Here is a 17972-nt window from a genome sequence, read left to right on the forward strand (position 1 = left end):
AGCCCGAATATTTCATCCCGTGGATTAGGTACTTTTGCAAAATTCGGTTGATTTTTATCAGAAATATCGTCAGCTCGCTCCAGTGAGCGATGAGGATTGGCCATTTAATTCATTTTTAGTGTCTTAACGACCATGCCTACTATTGCCATTGTCGGTGGCGGTCCTGCAGGATTAACGGCTGCTGAAGTTTTAAGTCAACCAGGTTTAGACGTTCATCTCTATGATGCGATGCCTTCAGTCGGGCGCAAATTTTTATTGGCAGGAATAGGCGGCTTGAATCTGACGCATGCCGAACCTTTTAACAATTTTGTTTTGCGCTACGGCAGCAGACAATCAGAAATAACACCGTTACTGCATCGTTTCACGCCGCAAATGGTCAGGGACTGGGCACGTGATTTGGGCATTGAAACTTTTGCGGGGTCATCACAACGCGTATTCCCACTGGAAATGAAAGCCGCTCCTTTATTGAGAGCCTGGTTACGCCGTTTACGCGCAGCGGGTGTGACTTTTCATACCCGCCACCGTTGGTGCGGTTGGGATGCAAATCAAGCTTTAAAGTTTTCAACACCAGACGGCGAGAAATTAATTCAGGCTAATGCCGTGATTTTAGCGTTAGGCGGCGGCAGTTGGGCAAAATTAGGATCCGACGGCGCATGGTTGCCATTACTGGCAGAACAAGGCGTAGCCATCGCCCCATTACAGCCTGCCAATTGCGGTTTTGAGGTGCCGTGGAGTGAGTATTTTCGTGGCCGCTTTGCCGCGCAGCCGTTGAAATCGGTGATATTATCCTTCACCGATGCTAGCGGGAAACGTTATCAAAAACCGGGAGAATTCATGATCACTGCGACAGGTGTAGAAGGCAGTTTGATTTATGCTTTATCCGCGCCGTTACGTGACACGATTAATGCCTGTGGTTCGGTAACGGTTTATCTTGATCTTGCTCCTGACAGAAACTTACCTGGTCTAGTTAAAGCATTATCTAAACCGCGCGGTTCCAAATCTATGGCGAATCATTTGCGTAACCAGATAGGAATTGCAGGAGTAAAAGCGGGGCTGCTGCGGGAATCTTTGTCTGCTGCAGAATTTGCTCATCCAGCGCTGCTGGCTGCTGCGATTAAAGCTGTATCAATAAAACTCATTGCCACCCGCCCGATAGATGAAGCGATTAGTACCGCAGGGGGAGTTTGTTTTGAATCGCTGGACGCTCAATTAATGCTGAAAATGATGCCGGGAGTATTTTGTGCAGGAGAGATGCTTGACTGGGAAGCGCCAACCGGTGGTTATCTACTCACCGCTGCTTTGGCCAGTGGCCGGACAGCCGGAATGGGCGCTTTAACCTGGCTGCAAACGAGAAAAAACTTTCATTAGCCATCGTTGGAACTGACCTCAAGTGAGCGATATTAAAGAAATCACCCGGGCATTACTTGAGTTTCGTGATGAGCGGGACTGGGCGCAATTTCATAATCCGAAAGATCTCGCGCTGGCGCTGAATATCGAGGCCGGCGAGCTTCTGGAAGCTTTTCTTTGGAAGCCTTCTGAGCAAGCAGACATCGATAAAGTGAAGGAGGAGCTTGCCGATGTCTTCGCGTTTGCTTTTCTGCTGGCTGAAAAATACGACTTTAATATTAAACACATCGTGCTGGAGAAGATTGAAAAAAACGCGCAGAAGTATCCTGTTGCAAAATCCAAAGGGATCGCAAAGAAATACACGGATTTATAGGAACTGTGCCTTCCAGATCAACGATCATTTTGTCGTGTTAGTCGCCATAGAGAGGTAAGCTCTGCTCTACGAGCGGCGTGCAGCGGGTCAGTGGTATCCGCGACACGGGGATGGTGTGGTTTGACATCGGATTTACTCAAGACCCTCAGGCCTGCCGCGTCAATAGCAGCAAGCAATTCAGCACGCGTGCGCAATCCCAGATATTCGGCCAAATCAGAGAGAATCAGCCAACCCTCGCCTCCGGGCGCCAGATGTGCGCTGAGTCCATGCAAAAAACCCCGCAACATACGACTTCCTGGGTCGAATATCGCATGTTCAAGCGGTGAACTGGGTCGAGCGGGAATCCACGGCGGATTGCACACGATCAGCGATGCTTGTCCTTCCGGAAAGAGGTTTGTTTGCGCCAGATCAACCTGGTTTGCCAAGCCTAGGCGGGTCAAATTTTCGCGCGCACAGTCAATTGCACGCAAATCCTGATCGGTAGCAACGATGCGCTGGATGCCCCGACGCGCCAGCACGGCGGCCAGTATGCCTGTGCCGGTGCCGATATCGAACGCGACAGAGTGTGTCGTGACCAGCCTAGGTAAAGGGGTATCTGCGACCAAACCGACGTATTCGCTGCGGATCGGTGCAAAAACACCGTAATGCGGATGAATACGTGCACCCAATGCTGGCAACGCTATACCCTTTTTACGCCACTCAAAGGCCCCGATCAACCCCTGTAATTCACGCAGCGAAACGATATAAGCTTCTGCACGTGGGCCATACGCTTCCAGACAAGCTAAACGTACATCGGGCGCGCGACGTAAAGGGATGCTGTGATCTGCATTGAAAGGAATCTGCAAGCTGTCCAGGATACGGGCACGTTGCGATTGCGCCTGGCGATGCTGATGAAAGAGTTCGGTAGGGGACGAGGTTGTTTTTTTGGTTTGTGCGTCACCCTTTTTTTTATCTGCGCGCCGCGCCAACGCCTGCAGTAATTGGCGCGCGTTTTGAAAATCGCCTCGCCACAGCAGCGCTGTGCCTTCGCAGACCAAGCGGTAAGCCGCATCTGCTGTCATGCGATCATCGGCGACCAGTACGCGCCTGGGCGGCGGCATATCCTTTTCTGAACACCATCGGGCTGATCTATCAATGCCCGCTTCGTGCCAGCGAATGACGGGATAATCGCTCATGGTGGTAGGTAAATTATTCACGGTTGGGTAGCAGGGACTAAGGAATAAAAATATAAATGCATGACAGGATCCAGAAATCAGCAAGTAACATGAAAAAGTCCAATAATTGAGCCTTTAGCCTTGTTCCACTGGTGAATGGCTTCGGGCGTGGGTGAGAGATCAATTTGGACCTCCTTTTTCTTGAAATACTCCGCTGCCTCTTTAGAGAGTGTTACATTGCCATTGTGGCCTGAACCAATGATAAGCCATTCAGCCCCCTTTTCGAAGATGTGCTCAGCCTCTTCAAGCGAAATGATATGCGATGTCCCAAACACGGCCCTGGATAGTTTTTTCTTTCTCTTCTTGATCTCGCCCGATAGCCTGGCCTGATGAGCACATCGTGTTCGATATCAGACCCATCGATGGTGATGGAGCCAAATTGGGTACCGTCAATCTTAGGTTTCATGAGGGCCCTCCTGAGAGATGTTCATTATTCTATGGGCGGCTCAAGCGCACAACGGCATGCCTACCCATTTCGGTCATAGGTGATGCCGTATTTAGCTTGTGTTTCCAAAGTCCTCGAACCTTTCGTATCTTGTTGAGACTCATTTTGGAGCCTGCCGGTTCAAGTTCAAAGTCTTACACGCATGAGTGAAACGGTGATGGAAGTAAATGCGACTAGTACCCTTGGAATGATATGGAGGTAATTTGGCGAATTGCAGAAGGCCCGCCGCGACAAGGTAGACTACCGACCAGCCAGTATTCTTAACCATCTCGACTCACCCGGCCACCGTTTCGATCACCTGTACAAATCCGCGATTCTATCGAACTCAGCCCTCTTCATGATTGGATTGAGCTTTTCCTAGAGTATCTTTTATTTTAAAGGAAAAAAAGCATCAAGCTATCGGTGTATTGCATAATTTGCATCAAAAAATACTTCTTTGATCGTTTGTCAACGAGATAACTCATATGTGTTAGTATGTATTTTCGCCATCATATTTCGATAATCTATAGAAGCACCAGAGCTTATAGATCACAGGCCCTCAAATAGTTTTAATTCTTGCATTTCAGGTTTTCGGTACCTTCTTTTTAAATATGTCGCTTGAAACTATTTTAGGGCCCGATCATCAATAATAAAAAAGGGTGTTTATTTCTCCTATACCCCATGTTTGTAAATTTTAGATCTGGCAAGAAGCTATTTTTTACTAGAAATACAACTTGGATATTGGAAGGTTTCCACCCACCTGCTCACAAGTTCTGGGCATTTAGTCTGCTGGCTGATCATGGTAAGAAAAAATAGAGCAGCCGATTCTAAAAGTTCATCGGTTGATGCAGTGATATCAGGAGGCGATTATAGTGCCTACGCATGACAAGAAGGTACAAAGTGTAATTGGTTTCTATCCAAACTTTATTCAGTAAAAATTTTTATTTTTTATAAAGGAGGTCGTAATGTCCATTAAAAAAAATACTTTTATACTTGCCATGGTAAGTTTGATCGCATTGACAGGACAAGCAAATGCTACATGTCCTAAGAATACAACGTCCTTAGCTGTCAAAGGTAAGATATATGATAACGCCGTTGCTCCCGGAGTAACGCTAGGAATTGTTCGCATGTCGGGCAGAAATAGTAAACTTGACTGTGCGATGATGGGTAATGGCGGTGCCGGGCCCGATGGCTCGATCAATTTTATACATACCTTGTTCTGTGCAAACAACGAAACTACCCATTCTCAGCTTACTTTGAGCACATCGGGCTCGGGTACATTTCAAAGTTGTGATCCAGAAAATCCTGCAGCAGGTATACATGGGACGTTCAGTGAAATTTCTATACCTTTATCCGGACGTGGAATTTTTCAGGGTGTTACCGCGGGTAAACTTGTAATTAACGGTAGCATCAACTGTCAATTAGCAATTGATATACAATTTGAAGGTGAAATTTGCTTACCTAATTAGTCGTCCCTGAAAAAACCTGTTTTTTCAGCTATTAAGCTGTGGATTTAGCATATTGCTAACCAGCAACTGATTAAAACTGATTTCAAAACGGGTACACAAAAGCGCCAGCTGACGCAGAACCTTGCGCAGGTTTATATTCATAGTATCGACTGTAACGCCTTTCGGGAAGTTTCTCCCCAAGCGCCTATTGTTCATGTGCGCGATCCCGGTTCCACCGCATTACATCGCTTGAGCTTCTTTTTGATTGCCACCGTCACTCCACGCCTAGCTCCCGCAATCCACACCTTGATTGCACCCACTAGTCCGAATATTTCATAAATTCGCGTGATGATCACGCAGGATTTTGACTAATAGGGAAGTTTTGAGAAGGAGTGGTGTAGTGATTCATACACCCGACTGAGCAAAATCTTTCTTATTAATCAAAAGACAAGTGAGGGCACGTGCCAATTTGTGAAATATTCGGGCTAGCTCGTGTCCCCGGTAGACTCGGCTTTCTTTGGAGCGACACTCGTCAGAACCAACTGACGCTGAAAGGGCAGCACGAATGGTTCTTTCTGGTAACGCAACGGCAACCCCAAAGTCAAATACCCCGGCAAAGCCGGGGGTATTTGACTTTTTTGTTAATCTGATAGCCGGGCTGGTAGCTTACGCATTCCGGGAGAAAAAACCCTTACTTAATATCAGGCTTTCTCAAGCTCTTCCAGTCGTGCTGATGTGATCTTTATGTCGAACTCACGTTATTTTAGGAGACAACATCTTTTGATGTGGACGAAACCAGACAGTACCTGAGTTGACCCCCATTAAGTCCCGCCATGAGCAATCCTTGATCGACAATCTTAAAGATTTAGCGTGGACCGCCTACTCAATCAGATTCTCCTCTGAATACTTCAATCTTTTCCGGTTTGAACTTGACCGGTGCCAGCATCCCCTTGCGTACGCGGTGTGATACGAACGGTTGCAATTCTTCCCAATTTAACACCCCATGCGACAGCTTGCCGCCCCTGCCTGTTCCGCTGATCAAGAGTGATGAACCTTCCGGGAGCACTGCTGTGGCAATCAGCATCTCACCCTCATTCAGCCCGAGAATGATGACGCCCTTACCGCCCGACAACGCCTTCATTTCACTGAGCGGGAATGACAGCAGCTTGCCATTGCTACCCAGTGCCACGATCAGACTGCCGCCGGCGACATCCGCCGGTGGCAGCAAGCGATCCTCTTGGCTCAGTGTCATGAAGGCCTTGCCAGCCCTCTGGCGCGATACCAGGTCTTTGAGCGTCGCAATAAAGCCGTACCCGCCGGACGAGCTGAACAGATATTGGGTATCCGGGGCTGCAGTGCACATCGCTGCCGCTTTCATCTTGGGAGGCATGTCCAGCAAGGAAGCCAATGGCACACCGTCGCTACGTCCGCCGGGAATGTCGGTCGTGGACAGGCTGTAGGCACGCCCCCTGCTGTCCAGCACGACAACAGGATAAGTCGTGCGCGTTTGCCCAATCGCCAGCAGCTGGTCGCCATCCTTGAACGAGAGGGTGCTGATGTCCACTTCATGGCCTGTGCGCTGACGGATCCAGCCGTTTTTAGACAGGATGACCGTGCAGGGCTCATCCGGCACCGACACCGCCTTGGCAACTACACGTTCAGCAGCTTCAATCAGCGTGCGACGGTCGTCGCCAAATTTTTTCACGTCAGCGTCGATCTCGCTGATGATCAGCTTGCACATAGCCGTTTCATTGCTCAATACAATCCTCAAGCCTTCTTCTTCTGTTTTCAGCGCATTCATTTCATTCTCAATGCGGATGGCCTCCAGCCGGGCTAGCTGGCGCAAGCGAATTTCCAAGATATCATCTGCCTGAATGGCGGAAATTCCGAACTGCGCCATCAGGTCAGCCTTGGGATCCTCCGCTTCGCGGATCACTCTGATGACTGCATCAATATTCAGCAGTACCGCCCTGCGGCCTTCCAGGATGTGCAGGCGCTTTTGCACCTGATCAAGCCTGGTTTGACTGCGACGGGTGACCGTGGTGGTGCGAAACTGTACCCATTCGGCCAGTAATTGCAGGATGTTCTTTTGATTCGGCCTGCCATCCAGTCCGATGGCGACCATGTTGGCCGGTACTGTGACTTCCAGACTGGTATGCGCGAGCAGCAGGGCGATAAACTGCTCCTGCGGCATGCGCGAAGAACGCGGCTCCAGGACGATACGCACGGAAGCCTCTTTGCCGGACTCGTCGCGCACGGTTTCCAGTGCCTCGAGGAACCGTTGCTTCATCTGTTTCTGCTCTATCGACAAATCTTTCTTGCCTGCTTTGATTTGCGGATCGGCATATTCGCCAATCTCTTCCAGCACTTTCTTGACCGAGACACCCGGCGGCAATTCATGCACCACCATGCGCCACTGGCCGCGCGCCTGCTGCTCTATGCTCCAGCGGGCACGGACACGGAAGGTGCCCCGACCAGTCACATAGGCTTCCCGTATGTCACCGGGACTGGAAACCAGTTGGCCGCCACCGGGGAAATCCGGTCCCTGGATGTGTTGCAATACCTCATCAATGCCTATTGACGGATTATGCATCAATGCGATGGCGGCATTGCCCACCTCGCGCAGGTTGTGCGGCAAGCATTCCGTGGCCATGCCGACCGCGATGCCGGATGCGCCATTCAACAACAGGAAAGGGAGCCGTGCCGGCAGATCCACGGGTTCCTGCTCCGAACCGTCGTAATTGAGACGGAAATCGACTGTCCCTGCATCGACTTCGGACAGCAGCAGTTCGGCATACTGGGTGAGCCTTACTTCGGTATAGCGCATGGCTGCGGGGGAATCGCCATCGCGCGAGCCGAAATTGCCCTGACCATCGACCAGAGGATAGCGCAGCACGAAATCCTGCGCCATGCGCACCATCGCTTCGTAGGAAGCTGAATCACCATGAGGATGGTATTTACCAATCACATCACCGACCACGCGGGCCGATTTAACCGGCTTTGCCCCCTGGGTCAATCCCAAGCGATGCATGGCATAGAGAATGCGCCGCTGTACCGGCTTCTCGCCATCCGACACGGAGGGTAGCGCCCGTCCCTTGACCACGCTGATGGCGTAGCGCAGATAAACCTGATGCGTATATTCGGCCAGGTCGAAGCTACCGTCGTCGCTGTCATTGCCGCCTTGAGAAGATGCAGGCGGTAGTATAGGGGGAGGTGATTCCGTTTCCTGCAGCATCTCTTGAGATGGCGAGGAGGCGTCCTGAATATCAAACAGATCCAAGTTCTTCATTTTTTAAATATCCGCTTCCACTTCGTTGCCATGAATAGTAATCAACTCCTTGCGTTCATTGGCATGTGACCTGCCCATCAAGGTATCGAAGGTCTCAACGGCTTCTGCCACATCGCCGATGTGAATCTTCACCAGCCGGCGTGTGTCCGGACATAATGTCGTTTCCCAAAGCTGAACGGCGTCCATTTCTCCCAGGCCCTTGAAACGGGAAATGGTCCAGCTGCCTTCCTTAACCCCTTCCTGGCGCAGACGCGCTTCCAGAATGTCCAACTCCATCTGGTCCAGGGCGTATAGCTTGCGCGGCGGTTTGCTCTTGCCCTGTGCCGGTACATCCACCCGGAACAACGGCGGTTGCGCAATATAGACGTGCCCTTGCTGTATGATCTTGGGGAAATGCCGGAAGAACAAAGTAAGCAGCAACGCCTGGATATGACTGCCATCATCATCGGCGTCGGACAGGATAATGATCTTGCCATAGCGCAAGGTGCTCATATCCACATCGCTATCAAGTTTGTGCGGATCGATTGCCAGCGATACTGCAATATTGTGGATCTCCTGGTTGGCGAGTATCTGCGCTTGTGCTACTTCCCAGCTGTTCATGCCTTTGCCGCGCAACGGCAGGATAGCCTGCGTTTCTTTGTCACGCCCCGCCTTGGCTGAACCGCCGGCAGAATCTCCTTCCACCAGGAACAGTTCAGCATTCGGGCCGGTCAGCTCGGAATCAGTCAGTTTGCCTGGCATCACCGCCACGCTGGAGCCTTTTTTGCGCTCGACCGTTTTAGCGATCTTGCCACGGTTGATGGCGTTCTTAATCGCCTGCTCAGCAATCTTGGTTGCTTCTGCCACATGCTCGTTAAGCCACAAATCCAGCGCATCCCGCATGGCAGCTCCCATCAACTTGACCGCCTCGCGCGAAGACAACTTTTCCTTGGTCTGGCCGGAAAAGCTCGGATCAACCATGCGAACAGCCAGCACGAAGCGTAGCTTGGTCCACACATCTTCGGCTGCCAGTTTCACGTTGCGCTGCATCAGCCCATGCTGTTCTGCAAAAGTGCGCACGCTGTTGAAGACCACATCGCGCAAACCGGCCTCGTGTGTTCCGCCGCCCAACGTCGGGATCAGGTTGACATAGGACTCCCCTCCTCCTGAACCTGCAACCCATGCCAGCGCCCATTGCACCCCCTCGTCGTCAGAGAAGGTTTCGTTGGCGGCCAGATACTTTTCACCGCAGAAAGCAGGCGCGATCGGCTCATCCTCGGCAATCATCTGATCGAGGTACTGTGCGATCCCCCCGCTAAAATGCCATTCCTTGACATCGAAACCTGTGCCCGTTTCGATGTTGAGCAGCACTTTAACCCCTGGCAGCAACATCGCCTTGGCGCGTAGCAAGTGCTCCAACTCTCCCCGCTGAAGCGAGGGAGAATCGAAATACTTTGCGTTAGGCCAGATGCGCAGTACCGTGCCGGTGTTACGTGCACCGCAATGGCCGATCACAGTTAACGGTTCGATCACTTCGCCTTCGGCGAAAGCGATGCGGTAGTGCTTGCTTTCGCGTTTGACCTCAACTTCCAGGCGGGAGGAGAGTGCATTCGTCACTGAAACGCCCACGCCGTGCAAGCCGCCGGTGAATTTATAGCTGCTGCCCGCCTCGCCTTTAGCAAACTTGCCGCCGGAATGAATCACTTGGAACACGACCTGTATGGTCGGGACTTTTTCTTCAGGATGCAGGCCGACCGGAATGCCGCGCCCGTCATCTGCGACAGCGACTGAACCGTCCCGGTAAAGGGTCACTTCGATATGCTTGGCATGACCTGCCATCGCCTCATCGACAGCGTTGTCGATGGCCTCCACTACCATGTGTGTTGGGTCGGTGGTCCGGGTGTACATGCCCGGTCGCAATTGGATAGGTTCCAGCTTGCGCAGGACGCGGATTGAAGATTCGTCGTAAGTTTGTTTCGTCATGGTTGCCAGGTTAGTTTAAGCGCACATTACACCCCGATATTTTCCCACAAAAACCCACCACCCCAGTGCGCCCACAGGATGGCATATAGGCTGCTAGGCTTTAGCAGGGAATCAGGGTTGAGCGGGATCTGAGCGAGTGAACGGGTAAGTCAATCAGAATCAGTGCTTCATCAGGTCAGAAGCGGACTTTTCCTTTGCAAAGGTAGTTGTCAGCGCCGCCATTGTCAAAGTCTGCGTCACGCGATTTTCCTTCGACCGGCAAAAATTTCACAAACCCATAAATCTATGCTTGCGGCTAAATACATTTTGCGCGGTTGATACTGATAACTTGTGTGTAAAATCTGAATAATTTTTGGATAACTCGAAATAAAAGTAATTGCTTAATTTTATCCACAAATTATCCCAGCTAAATGCTTATTTTATACAGATCAAAAAATTTACTCATACTATTGATAATTAAACTATTTTTCAAAATATACCGGAATTGCCCAGCCTTTAGTTATTATTACTAAGATTTAATTAGGGTAATATTAGAGTAATAAAAGTTAAACGGAGCCTCCTCTTTCTGTTACTTATTGTTCCTATAAAACCCCTAAGATTTCAGAGTAGTTTCTGATTTCCGCTTGACTACTTCAAGGCAAATTCCAACTGGTGCCCCTACTACCAATATCAACACAGTGATTTGCTCGGGTTACGCTATTATTCCACTGATGAATATTGAATTGTAGAGAACAAGTAAATTTATCCGGCAATGCGTTGCTCCGCTACTTAGTCCAAATGATGTCCCTTCCAGTCCCTGAACAAACCCTTCATGACGTTTTTGGCTACTCGGCCTTTCGCGGCGAACAGCAGTATATCGTCGAGCATGTTGCTGCCGGAGGAGATGCGCTGGTATTGATGCCGACCGGCGGTGGCAAGTCTCTATGCTACCAACTGCCAGCCTTGCTGCGGCCAGGTGTAGGGGTCGTGGTGTCACCCCTGATCGCATTGATGCAGGACCAGGTAGAGACGCTTAATCAACTTGGCGTGCAAGCCGAGTTTCTGAATTCCAGTCTCGATGCCAGAGCAGCGCGAGAAGTATCCAATCGGTTGCTGCATGGCGAACTCAAGCTACTGTATGTCGCGCCCGAGCGGCTATTGACAGAAGGTTTCTTGGCTATGCTGGAACGCCTGCAGGCACGCAATGGTCTGGCGCTGTTTGCTATTGACGAAGCGCATTGTGTCTCACAATGGGGCCATGATTTTCGTCCGGAGTACCGTGAACTGACAGTACTGCACCAACGTTTTCCAACCGTGCCGCGCATCGCGTTGACGGCCACTGCCGATGCACCCACACGGGCAGAAATTGTTGACCGTCTGGCACTGGAAAATGCGCGGCAGTTTATCGCGAGTTTTGACCGCCCCAATATCTGCTATCGTGTTGCAATCAAAAACAATCCACGCCAGCAGCTGCAAGCTTTTCTTGAAGCTGAACATGCTAACGATGCGGGTATTGTCTACTGCCTGTCGCGCAAAAAAGTGGAAGAAACAGCTGTCTGGCTAAAAGCGCGCGGCTGGGATGCTTTGCCCTATCACGCTGGACTTGACACCGCAACACGCAACCAGCACCAGCGCAGATTTCTGCGTGAAGAAGGGGTTATCATGGTGGCCACCGTGGCTTTTGGCATGGGTATAGATAAACCTAACGTGCGCTTTGTAGCGCACCTCGATTTACCTAAGAGCATGGAAAGCTATTACCAGGAAACCGGGCGTGCCGGCCGCGACGGCCTGCCCGCCAATGCGTGGATGGTTTACGGCCTGGGCGATGTGGTGTCGATGCGGCAGATGCTTGATTCAGGCGATGCGCCGGAAGAACGCAAGCGTGTTGAACGGCAAAAACTCGATGCCCTGCTGGGCTTTTGCGAATCCACCACATGTCGTCATCAAACGATCCTGCGCTATTTTGGCGAAGCGCATCCTGGCCATTGTGGACAATGCGACAACTGTCTCAGCCCGGTAGATACCTGGGATGCAACCGAGGCGGCGCGCATGGCATTGTCCTGTGTCTACCGCACGGGACAGCGCTTTGGCGCCGGTCACCTGATCGATGTGCTGCTGGGCAAAAACACGCCACAGGTAGAAAGATTTCAGCATCAGCAACTCAGCACCTTCGGCATTGGCAAAGCATTGACATCACAACAATGGAGCAGTGTTTACCGGCAACTGGTTGCGGTCGGTTTGCTACAGGCGCAGATGGAAGCTTATGGTGGGCTGAGTCTGACTGAGGAAGCACGCCCGCTTCTGCGTGGTGAAAACAAGCTATGGTTGCGCCGCGACAATGAAACGGGCGGGCGTACCATGAGTCGTGCTGAGCGTGCCTCGCGAACGCGCGAGGCTTTCGCCGACGCTAAGGAAGACCCGCTATGGCAAGCGCTCAAAGCCATGCGCCTGCAATTGGCTCGCGAACAGGGTGTGCCCCCCTATGTGATCTTTCACGATAGCACGCTGTTGGAGATTCTCAATCATCGCCCTGCCAACCTCACCGAGCTAGGGCGTATCAGCGGTGTGGGTCAGGCCAAGTTGGCACGCTATGGCGATCAATTTTTGAAGGTGTTGGAGGATGCGGTGAATGGGGTAAGCTAATTTCGTTGGCTGGTGAAATAGGGGTATCCTGAGGATTCACCTAGGCACGGTTCTGCCAGAATCTTGCAGCGCTAAAGCGCTTGATTTCATGAAAATTTGTATATCTTATGGCTATCGCAAATCGACCTTGAGCTGCCTGCTCATATTAGTTTTTTATCAGTTGACGCTGTTGCTCTGAGTAGTAAATATTACTACTATAACGCAAGGAGGTTTTATCATGGCACATGTTGAAAAATTAAGTATTGCTCTGACACCTGAAATGGCTGCAGCTATCCGTCAGTGTGTCGAAAGTGGTGAATATGCCAGCAGTAGTGAAGTTATCCGGGAAGCTTTGCGCGATTGGAAGCTCAAGCGTTCTATTCAGCAAAATGAAATGAGAGAGTTACGAAGTCTTTGGCAAGCTGGGCTGGAGAGTGGCCCTGGTCATTTAACTGATATGGCCGAGATCAAAGAAAAAGCTCGACAACGGGTATTGGCCCAAGAAATGGATCAGAGCTAAACCGGTAAAGTTATGCCGGCAGTTAAAAGGACAGCGCAAGCTGAGGAAGATCTCATTGGAATATGGATTTACATCGCGCAGGATAATCCCATGGCAGCTGATCGTGTGCTCGATGACATTGAAGAAAAATGCGATGCGCTTGCGAACAATCCGTTAATGGGTCGTTTGCGAGCTGAAATTGCCCCAGAGCTTCGCTATTTTGCAGTGGGCAAATATTTGATTCTGTATCGCACAGTACAAGATGGTATTGAGGTTGTTCGTGTGATCCATGGTGTACGTGATTGGCTCCATTTATTCTGACGCACACACATGCACATGAGGTCTTGTCTTTTGCCCATCAGCGTTCGCCTAGCGCCTAGCACCGCATAGGGGTTACGTCACAGGGGGGCGCGAATCAAGAATCAAGAAAAACAAAGGCAGAGTCTAGAATTATGAATTCTTATTCTTGTGAGCCATAGCCCGATCGTTACTCTTGTTTTTCTTGATTCTCGACCTGACCCCAATGTTTGTAAATAGAATTTAATAAGCACTGACAATTAGTATAAAAGAAATGACCACACTCGATTATTACGAGATAAATGTATGACTCTAGTGGGGGGCTGTTTAACCTTGCAAAGCAAATCTACAAAGACTGTCATTGAACGGTTCAAATAGGACGATTAGATAGTCCATTAGCATATTATGATATGCATTTTAGTTCACCGATGTAACTAGATATTTTAGTTGCTATAGTAAAGCAAGTTGACTGACAGTATTTTGTTCTTTTCTTATCTCCCACCAGCTGAAACTCGGCATCTAGCTTTTATGTTAAAGAAGAAGTACCAAATAACGTACCTACATTTATGTCAATAGCTACCCTTGCACCAGAAAAGTTTGACTTCCAAGATCTTGTCTGTATTGAGATGATGCTGCGTTTTTATGACCGCATAAAATTTGAATTTCGCATAGAACCTGATGACGGCGAAGACGCAGAGATGATGTTTATTAGAAATACTGATCAGCTAACACGGTTCGAAATCCAGGTTAAAGGTGCAAAAGGAACTGTGTCCTTAAATACTGTAGCAGAATGCCTTGCGCACTTTCCGAACCGCAAAGCAACAGATTCACTCTTTGAACGCTTGATGGATGATCCTGATCGGTTAGTGGTTCTGGTGATGTCTGGACGCTGTGATGATGAGTCATCTATTTATATTCCCTCGTTGGAATGGCAAGGTGATTCTCATTCACTTTCTAACTTCAGGAAAAAAGATGCAGAAGCCCTATTAAAATCACTTATTAACGTCATAAATTCGGGCGGTGACAAGAGTAAGCTTCAAGCAAAACGTAGAACACATCTGGAAAAGATTGCCAAACAAGCTATTCTTAATGATGTACAAAGCATTTTGAGCCGGTTGATAGTTATAGAGCAAGTCAGTGACGACACGTTAATGGAAAAATGCGAATCTCTCTTACGTAAGCATCACAGAATACCGATTGATCGAACCGCAGAAGTGATCGCTCAACTGCGATCTATCGTGAAAACCGCAAAAATAAGAAAACAAAATGCATTTGTGGATTTTAGTTCTGAACTTGCCAAATTTAAACCACCACGAATCCGACCAGTAGGATATATAGCTCACGGCAAAGAAGATGAATGGATCAATACATTGTCTAGATCTTCCGCTTTACTAATTTCAGGGCTTCCGCGTGTGGGTAAGACTCATGTCGCTTGTTGGATCGCAGCCGAGTTCGAGGAAATGGGATACAAAGTAGAAAAAGCCTTCGATATTGATACCGCAGAGCGCTTTTTATTGGATTCTGTTGATGCTCAAAGGCTTGCAATACTAGATGATCCTTTGGGTGGTGCTCATCCTGTAGCAGATCCCCTTCGAGTTTTTTTGCGTATTAAGCAACTCGTTTTACAATTGAAGCCAGACAGAAAACTGATAGTCGCACAAGCACAGGATCGACTTTTGAATGTCACGAGGAAAGTAAAACTCTTTGACCTAAACATTGCAAAAATTCCATTGATAGAAATAGAAGCGGCATCGTCAGAATTTTCGTGCAAATTATGGCAACAACTGGGCGAACAATACAGTATTTCCAAGGCGCTTTTCACTATTGTATTAAATGCGTTGCAAAGCGGCGAGCTGAGCTTGGAGGCAGGCTGTTTGCATTATCTTGCGATTGAAAATCAGAAGGTACAAGATCCAAGTAATTTAGCTAAAGTAGAACATTTGGCTCACGTAGATGCATCCTCCCTAGGTCAAGCATTATCTCATGAAGTGGGCAAGGATATTCTAATAGGGCTAGCGGCTGCTACTAGCCCCGGTTTACCTATTACTGAGTCAGAGCTTGCTTTTATATTAGGCCATGGCGGTAATAAACTACTCGGAATATCGCGCATCGTGGGTTCGCAAATTTCTTTCCCGAAAAATTCAGGATTTCATCATTCTAAAGAAGCTCCAAACTACGAATTACTGCCACAATTAACTAACGATAATCAGGATGCTTTGGAAAAGCTAGAGCTAAGGCGAATTGTTGAGTGGTGTGATCAGGAGCGAGTATCATTCACTCATCCATTTTACCAAGCGGCAGCGGAGTCGTTGTTCGAAGAAAACACGCATAAAACGGCACATTTAATCCGAACCTTATTAGAGCGCGGTATCTTCTGTCTTTCTCCGATTACTTCACGTGCAACTGCACGCAATATTGAGTGGATTCATGACAGGCTTACGAATGAAAAAAACAAGCAAGCTTTAGTAAGGCTTGCTATTGATGCACTTGATTCGAGCTACCCATCTACGCGTGACATCTGTTTTGGATTTCTGATACGGCAGCTGCCAAATTTACCAAATAACTTGCGTGATAAGCTTCCAGAATGGGTTAATAAAGTCACTTTTATTTCGCTGTCACATGTCGAATGGATCAGTGGCGAAGCGAGGCTGCCAATGGGAGAAAATCTGATTGTCGAAGATAACTTATGGGGGACGATAGAAAAAAGCGAGATAGTAGGGATACTGTCTAAACTCGATGGAACCAGCGCCACGAAAGTTACACCTGAATGCGCTTGTAAAGCTATAAATTTCTACGAAAATAATTCTGGCGCAATGACTGTATGCGCTATCTCCCGCTTACTCAGTTACGATGAAGCATTGATACGTGCTCAGGCTATCAATATATGGTTGGAACAGATACGACAGGATGATGCTGATGTACTACAGAGGATTTTCATGGAAGATCATCCAGCCGTCTCAAAGGCTGCGCTTGAGGGAGTAATTAAATCTTGGAATAATTATGACGATAAACGGAAATCCGATATTCTTGAAGGCTTGCAAAAATTTCCAGCTTCCCCTGCGTCAGCCTCTGGAATGATTAATACGCTCTTAGTTTTTGGGCGGGAAGAATACACTGGTGCAGAAACACCCTGGCAAATATTCGAAGCAGTGCTACCGGATGTGCTAAATGCCTTGCCAGAAACAATCTCGATTAACGATGCACGTCTATTCGATGTTATAGATAAAGCCAGCTTGAATCTATCTGTCGAATCAATGCTTCGAATCATCGATAGTTGGGTAGGAATTCTTGAGCGCATTGTTACTAAGCGTATTCTGAGTGACTTTGAGCTTGGAGTTACGCAAATTTTGGTAAATGTGACGAAGAACAGCAAAGAGCAGCGCCTTATGCGTATGAACCGTTTGCTTTCTTTGCCTGGAACTGCTGCTTGAGTTCGTATAATTGCTGACTTAGTAGACAATTGGCAGGATCTGACCGACGAAGAGCAAAGCTCGATCATCGCAATTTTGCATGAAAATAGAACTGACAAATTCTGGTTGCGCGGTGCAGTGCTGACTCGTGAGCAAGTTCCATCAATTCTGGAACGAGAGATATTGCCTGCTGGTGTTGCGCTCAGTGATGGAGCTCTAAGATTAATGCAAAACTTGGATCCTCATCTGATCTCAACAGCTGTGAGAGTTTATATAGGGAATCCGCAACCTCTGTGGTTTATCGGTATACACCACTGTGGACAAGACATTTGGAAAAACATAGTTGAAAAGATCGCAGAGGATCCCACTCATGCTCTTTTCGACAAAGCGTGGGAAGAAATCACCTCAAAAGGAGATGGGAAACTTGTTGCGCATATTGTTGAAACAATAGGAACTAGCTATTCCGAGAAAGTATTTGAGCAGTTGCTGCGTCACAAACTCCGAGCGAACGGGGAGTTTATGCCTGAAGCATGGGCTGCTTTATTGGCTCTAGCGCCTGATCCAAAGGTTCGGTCAAGCTGGATTGAGTGTATGGCTTCTCACGCAAATAAAGTTCTTGATAACCTGAGTGAGGCTCGATTATGGCTTAGTGGCGAGAATTTGGAAGAATTCCTAGAATATTTCGCATATGATACCAACCTCTTGAAGTTAGTGACTACGATTGATCGGGAGCAAATTTTGAATAGCCCAGAGATCAAGGATAGTCTACTTTCTCTAATGCAGATTCTATTTGAAAAGTACCCACCATCACATTATGGTACCTGCGACTCCACCATGACTTTAATGCAGCAAATTGGTTACTCCAGTTCGGAATTGTCGATGATCCAAGAATGTCGTGAATCAATCATGACGATGCAGTTGAATTCAGAGTTGGCAGAACCAGTGGAGCCACAGGAGATTGATTGTTGGATATTCTGACAGACTTTACTGTTAAAAAGTAGGGGCTGTAGTAGATTAGCTTAGATACTAAGCTAATCTACTACAGCCCCTTTAACCACATAAAGTAGCAATATAGTAGCAATGTAGATTATGCAAAGTATTTATTGTA

At 48.5% G+C, this 17972-nt stretch carries 14 protein-coding genes; 9 read left to right on the forward strand and 5 right to left on the reverse strand.

What is annotated here, in order from left to right; all coding sequences use genetic code 11:
• The first annotated feature begins 132 nt into the window (after positions 1-132).
• Complete coding sequence (locus BLW34_RS01975) at positions 133-1368, forward strand: TIGR03862 family flavoprotein (protein WP_090574906.1); 1236 nt, start codon at positions 133-135, stop codon at positions 1366-1368.
• Positions 1369-1390: 22 nt separating this feature from the next.
• Positions 1391-1720: a nucleotide pyrophosphohydrolase gene (locus BLW34_RS01980; protein WP_090539928.1), complete on the forward strand. Its 330-nt coding sequence runs from the start codon at positions 1391-1393 to the stop codon at positions 1718-1720.
• Between the two features lie 17 nt (positions 1721-1737).
• Here BLW34_RS01980 and BLW34_RS01985 read toward each other — a convergent pair whose 3' ends face one another.
• From BLW34_RS01985 to BLW34_RS16320, 3 genes are all read right to left on the reverse strand, one after another.
• On the reverse strand, positions 1738-2895 hold the full coding sequence (locus BLW34_RS01985; protein ID WP_090574910.1) for a methyltransferase: 1158 nt from the start codon (positions 2893-2895) through the stop codon (positions 1738-1740).
• A 77-nt stretch (positions 2896-2972) separates the two neighbouring features.
• Positions 2973-3209 (reverse strand): MTH938/NDUFAF3 family protein, encoded by a 237-nt coding sequence (locus BLW34_RS17300; RefSeq protein ID WP_371263902.1) that lies wholly within the window; start codon positions 3207-3209, stop codon positions 2973-2975.
• Entirely contained in the window at positions 3107-3340 is a 234-nt protein-coding gene (locus BLW34_RS16320) for a hypothetical protein (RefSeq protein WP_218138736.1), read from the reverse strand. Before BLW34_RS16320 ends, BLW34_RS17300 begins: the two co-directional genes overlap by 103 nt.
• Before the next feature lie 983 nt (positions 3341-4323).
• Between BLW34_RS16320 and BLW34_RS01995 the strand changes: the two genes are divergently transcribed.
• Positions 4324-4827, forward strand: a complete 504-nt coding sequence (locus BLW34_RS01995; protein WP_090574913.1) for a hypothetical protein — start codon at positions 4324-4326, stop codon at positions 4825-4827.
• A 544-nt stretch (positions 4828-5371) separates the two neighbouring features.
• The gene (locus BLW34_RS15415) at positions 5372-5545 is read left to right on the forward strand and encodes a hypothetical protein (RefSeq protein ID WP_177165920.1); all 174 of its coding nucleotides are present in this window, start codon (positions 5372-5374) and stop codon (positions 5543-5545) included.
• Between the two features lie 144 nt (positions 5546-5689).
• Here BLW34_RS15415 and parC read toward each other — a convergent pair whose 3' ends face one another.
• Both parC and BLW34_RS02005 read right to left on the reverse strand, forming a co-directional pair.
• Positions 5690-8095 carry a DNA topoisomerase IV subunit A gene (gene parC / locus BLW34_RS02000; RefSeq protein ID WP_090574915.1) on the reverse strand — a complete coding sequence of 802 codons (2406 nt, stop codon included), beginning with the start codon at positions 8093-8095 and terminating at the stop codon, positions 5690-5692.
• Between the two features lie 3 nt (positions 8096-8098).
• On the reverse strand, positions 8099-10057 hold the full coding sequence (locus tag BLW34_RS02005) for a DNA topoisomerase IV subunit B (protein ID WP_090574917.1): 1959 nt from the start codon (positions 10055-10057) through the stop codon (positions 8099-8101).
• Positions 10058-10837: 780 nt separating this feature from the next.
• Between BLW34_RS02005 and recQ the strand changes: the two genes are divergently transcribed.
• The 5 genes from recQ to BLW34_RS02030 all read left to right on the forward strand — a co-directional run bounded on the left by recQ (position 10838) and on the right by BLW34_RS02030 (position 17842).
• Positions 10838-12679: a DNA helicase RecQ gene (recQ, locus tag BLW34_RS02010; protein ID WP_090574919.1), complete on the forward strand. Its 1842-nt coding sequence runs from the start codon at positions 10838-10840 to the stop codon at positions 12677-12679.
• A 217-nt stretch (positions 12680-12896) separates the two neighbouring features.
• On the forward strand, positions 12897-13178 hold the full coding sequence (locus tag BLW34_RS02015) for a type II toxin-antitoxin system ParD family antitoxin (protein WP_090574922.1): 282 nt from the start codon (positions 12897-12899) through the stop codon (positions 13176-13178).
• Between the two features lie 12 nt (positions 13179-13190).
• Positions 13191-13478, forward strand: a complete 288-nt coding sequence (locus BLW34_RS02020; RefSeq protein ID WP_090574925.1) for a type II toxin-antitoxin system RelE/ParE family toxin — start codon at positions 13191-13193, stop codon at positions 13476-13478.
• A 542-nt stretch (positions 13479-14020) separates the two neighbouring features.
• Entirely contained in the window at positions 14021-16885 is a 2865-nt protein-coding gene (locus BLW34_RS02025; RefSeq protein ID WP_090574927.1) for an nSTAND3 domain-containing NTPase, read from the forward strand.
• A 75-nt stretch (positions 16886-16960) separates the two neighbouring features.
• Positions 16961-17842 (forward strand): hypothetical protein, encoded by an 882-nt coding sequence (locus tag BLW34_RS02030; protein WP_090574929.1) that lies wholly within the window; start codon positions 16961-16963, stop codon positions 17840-17842.
• The last annotated feature ends 130 nt before the right edge of the window (positions 17843-17972 follow it).

It is taken from the genome of Nitrosomonas sp. Nm58 (assembly GCF_900107335.1).
Taxonomy (GTDB): domain Bacteria; phylum Pseudomonadota; class Gammaproteobacteria; order Burkholderiales; family Nitrosomonadaceae; genus Nitrosomonas.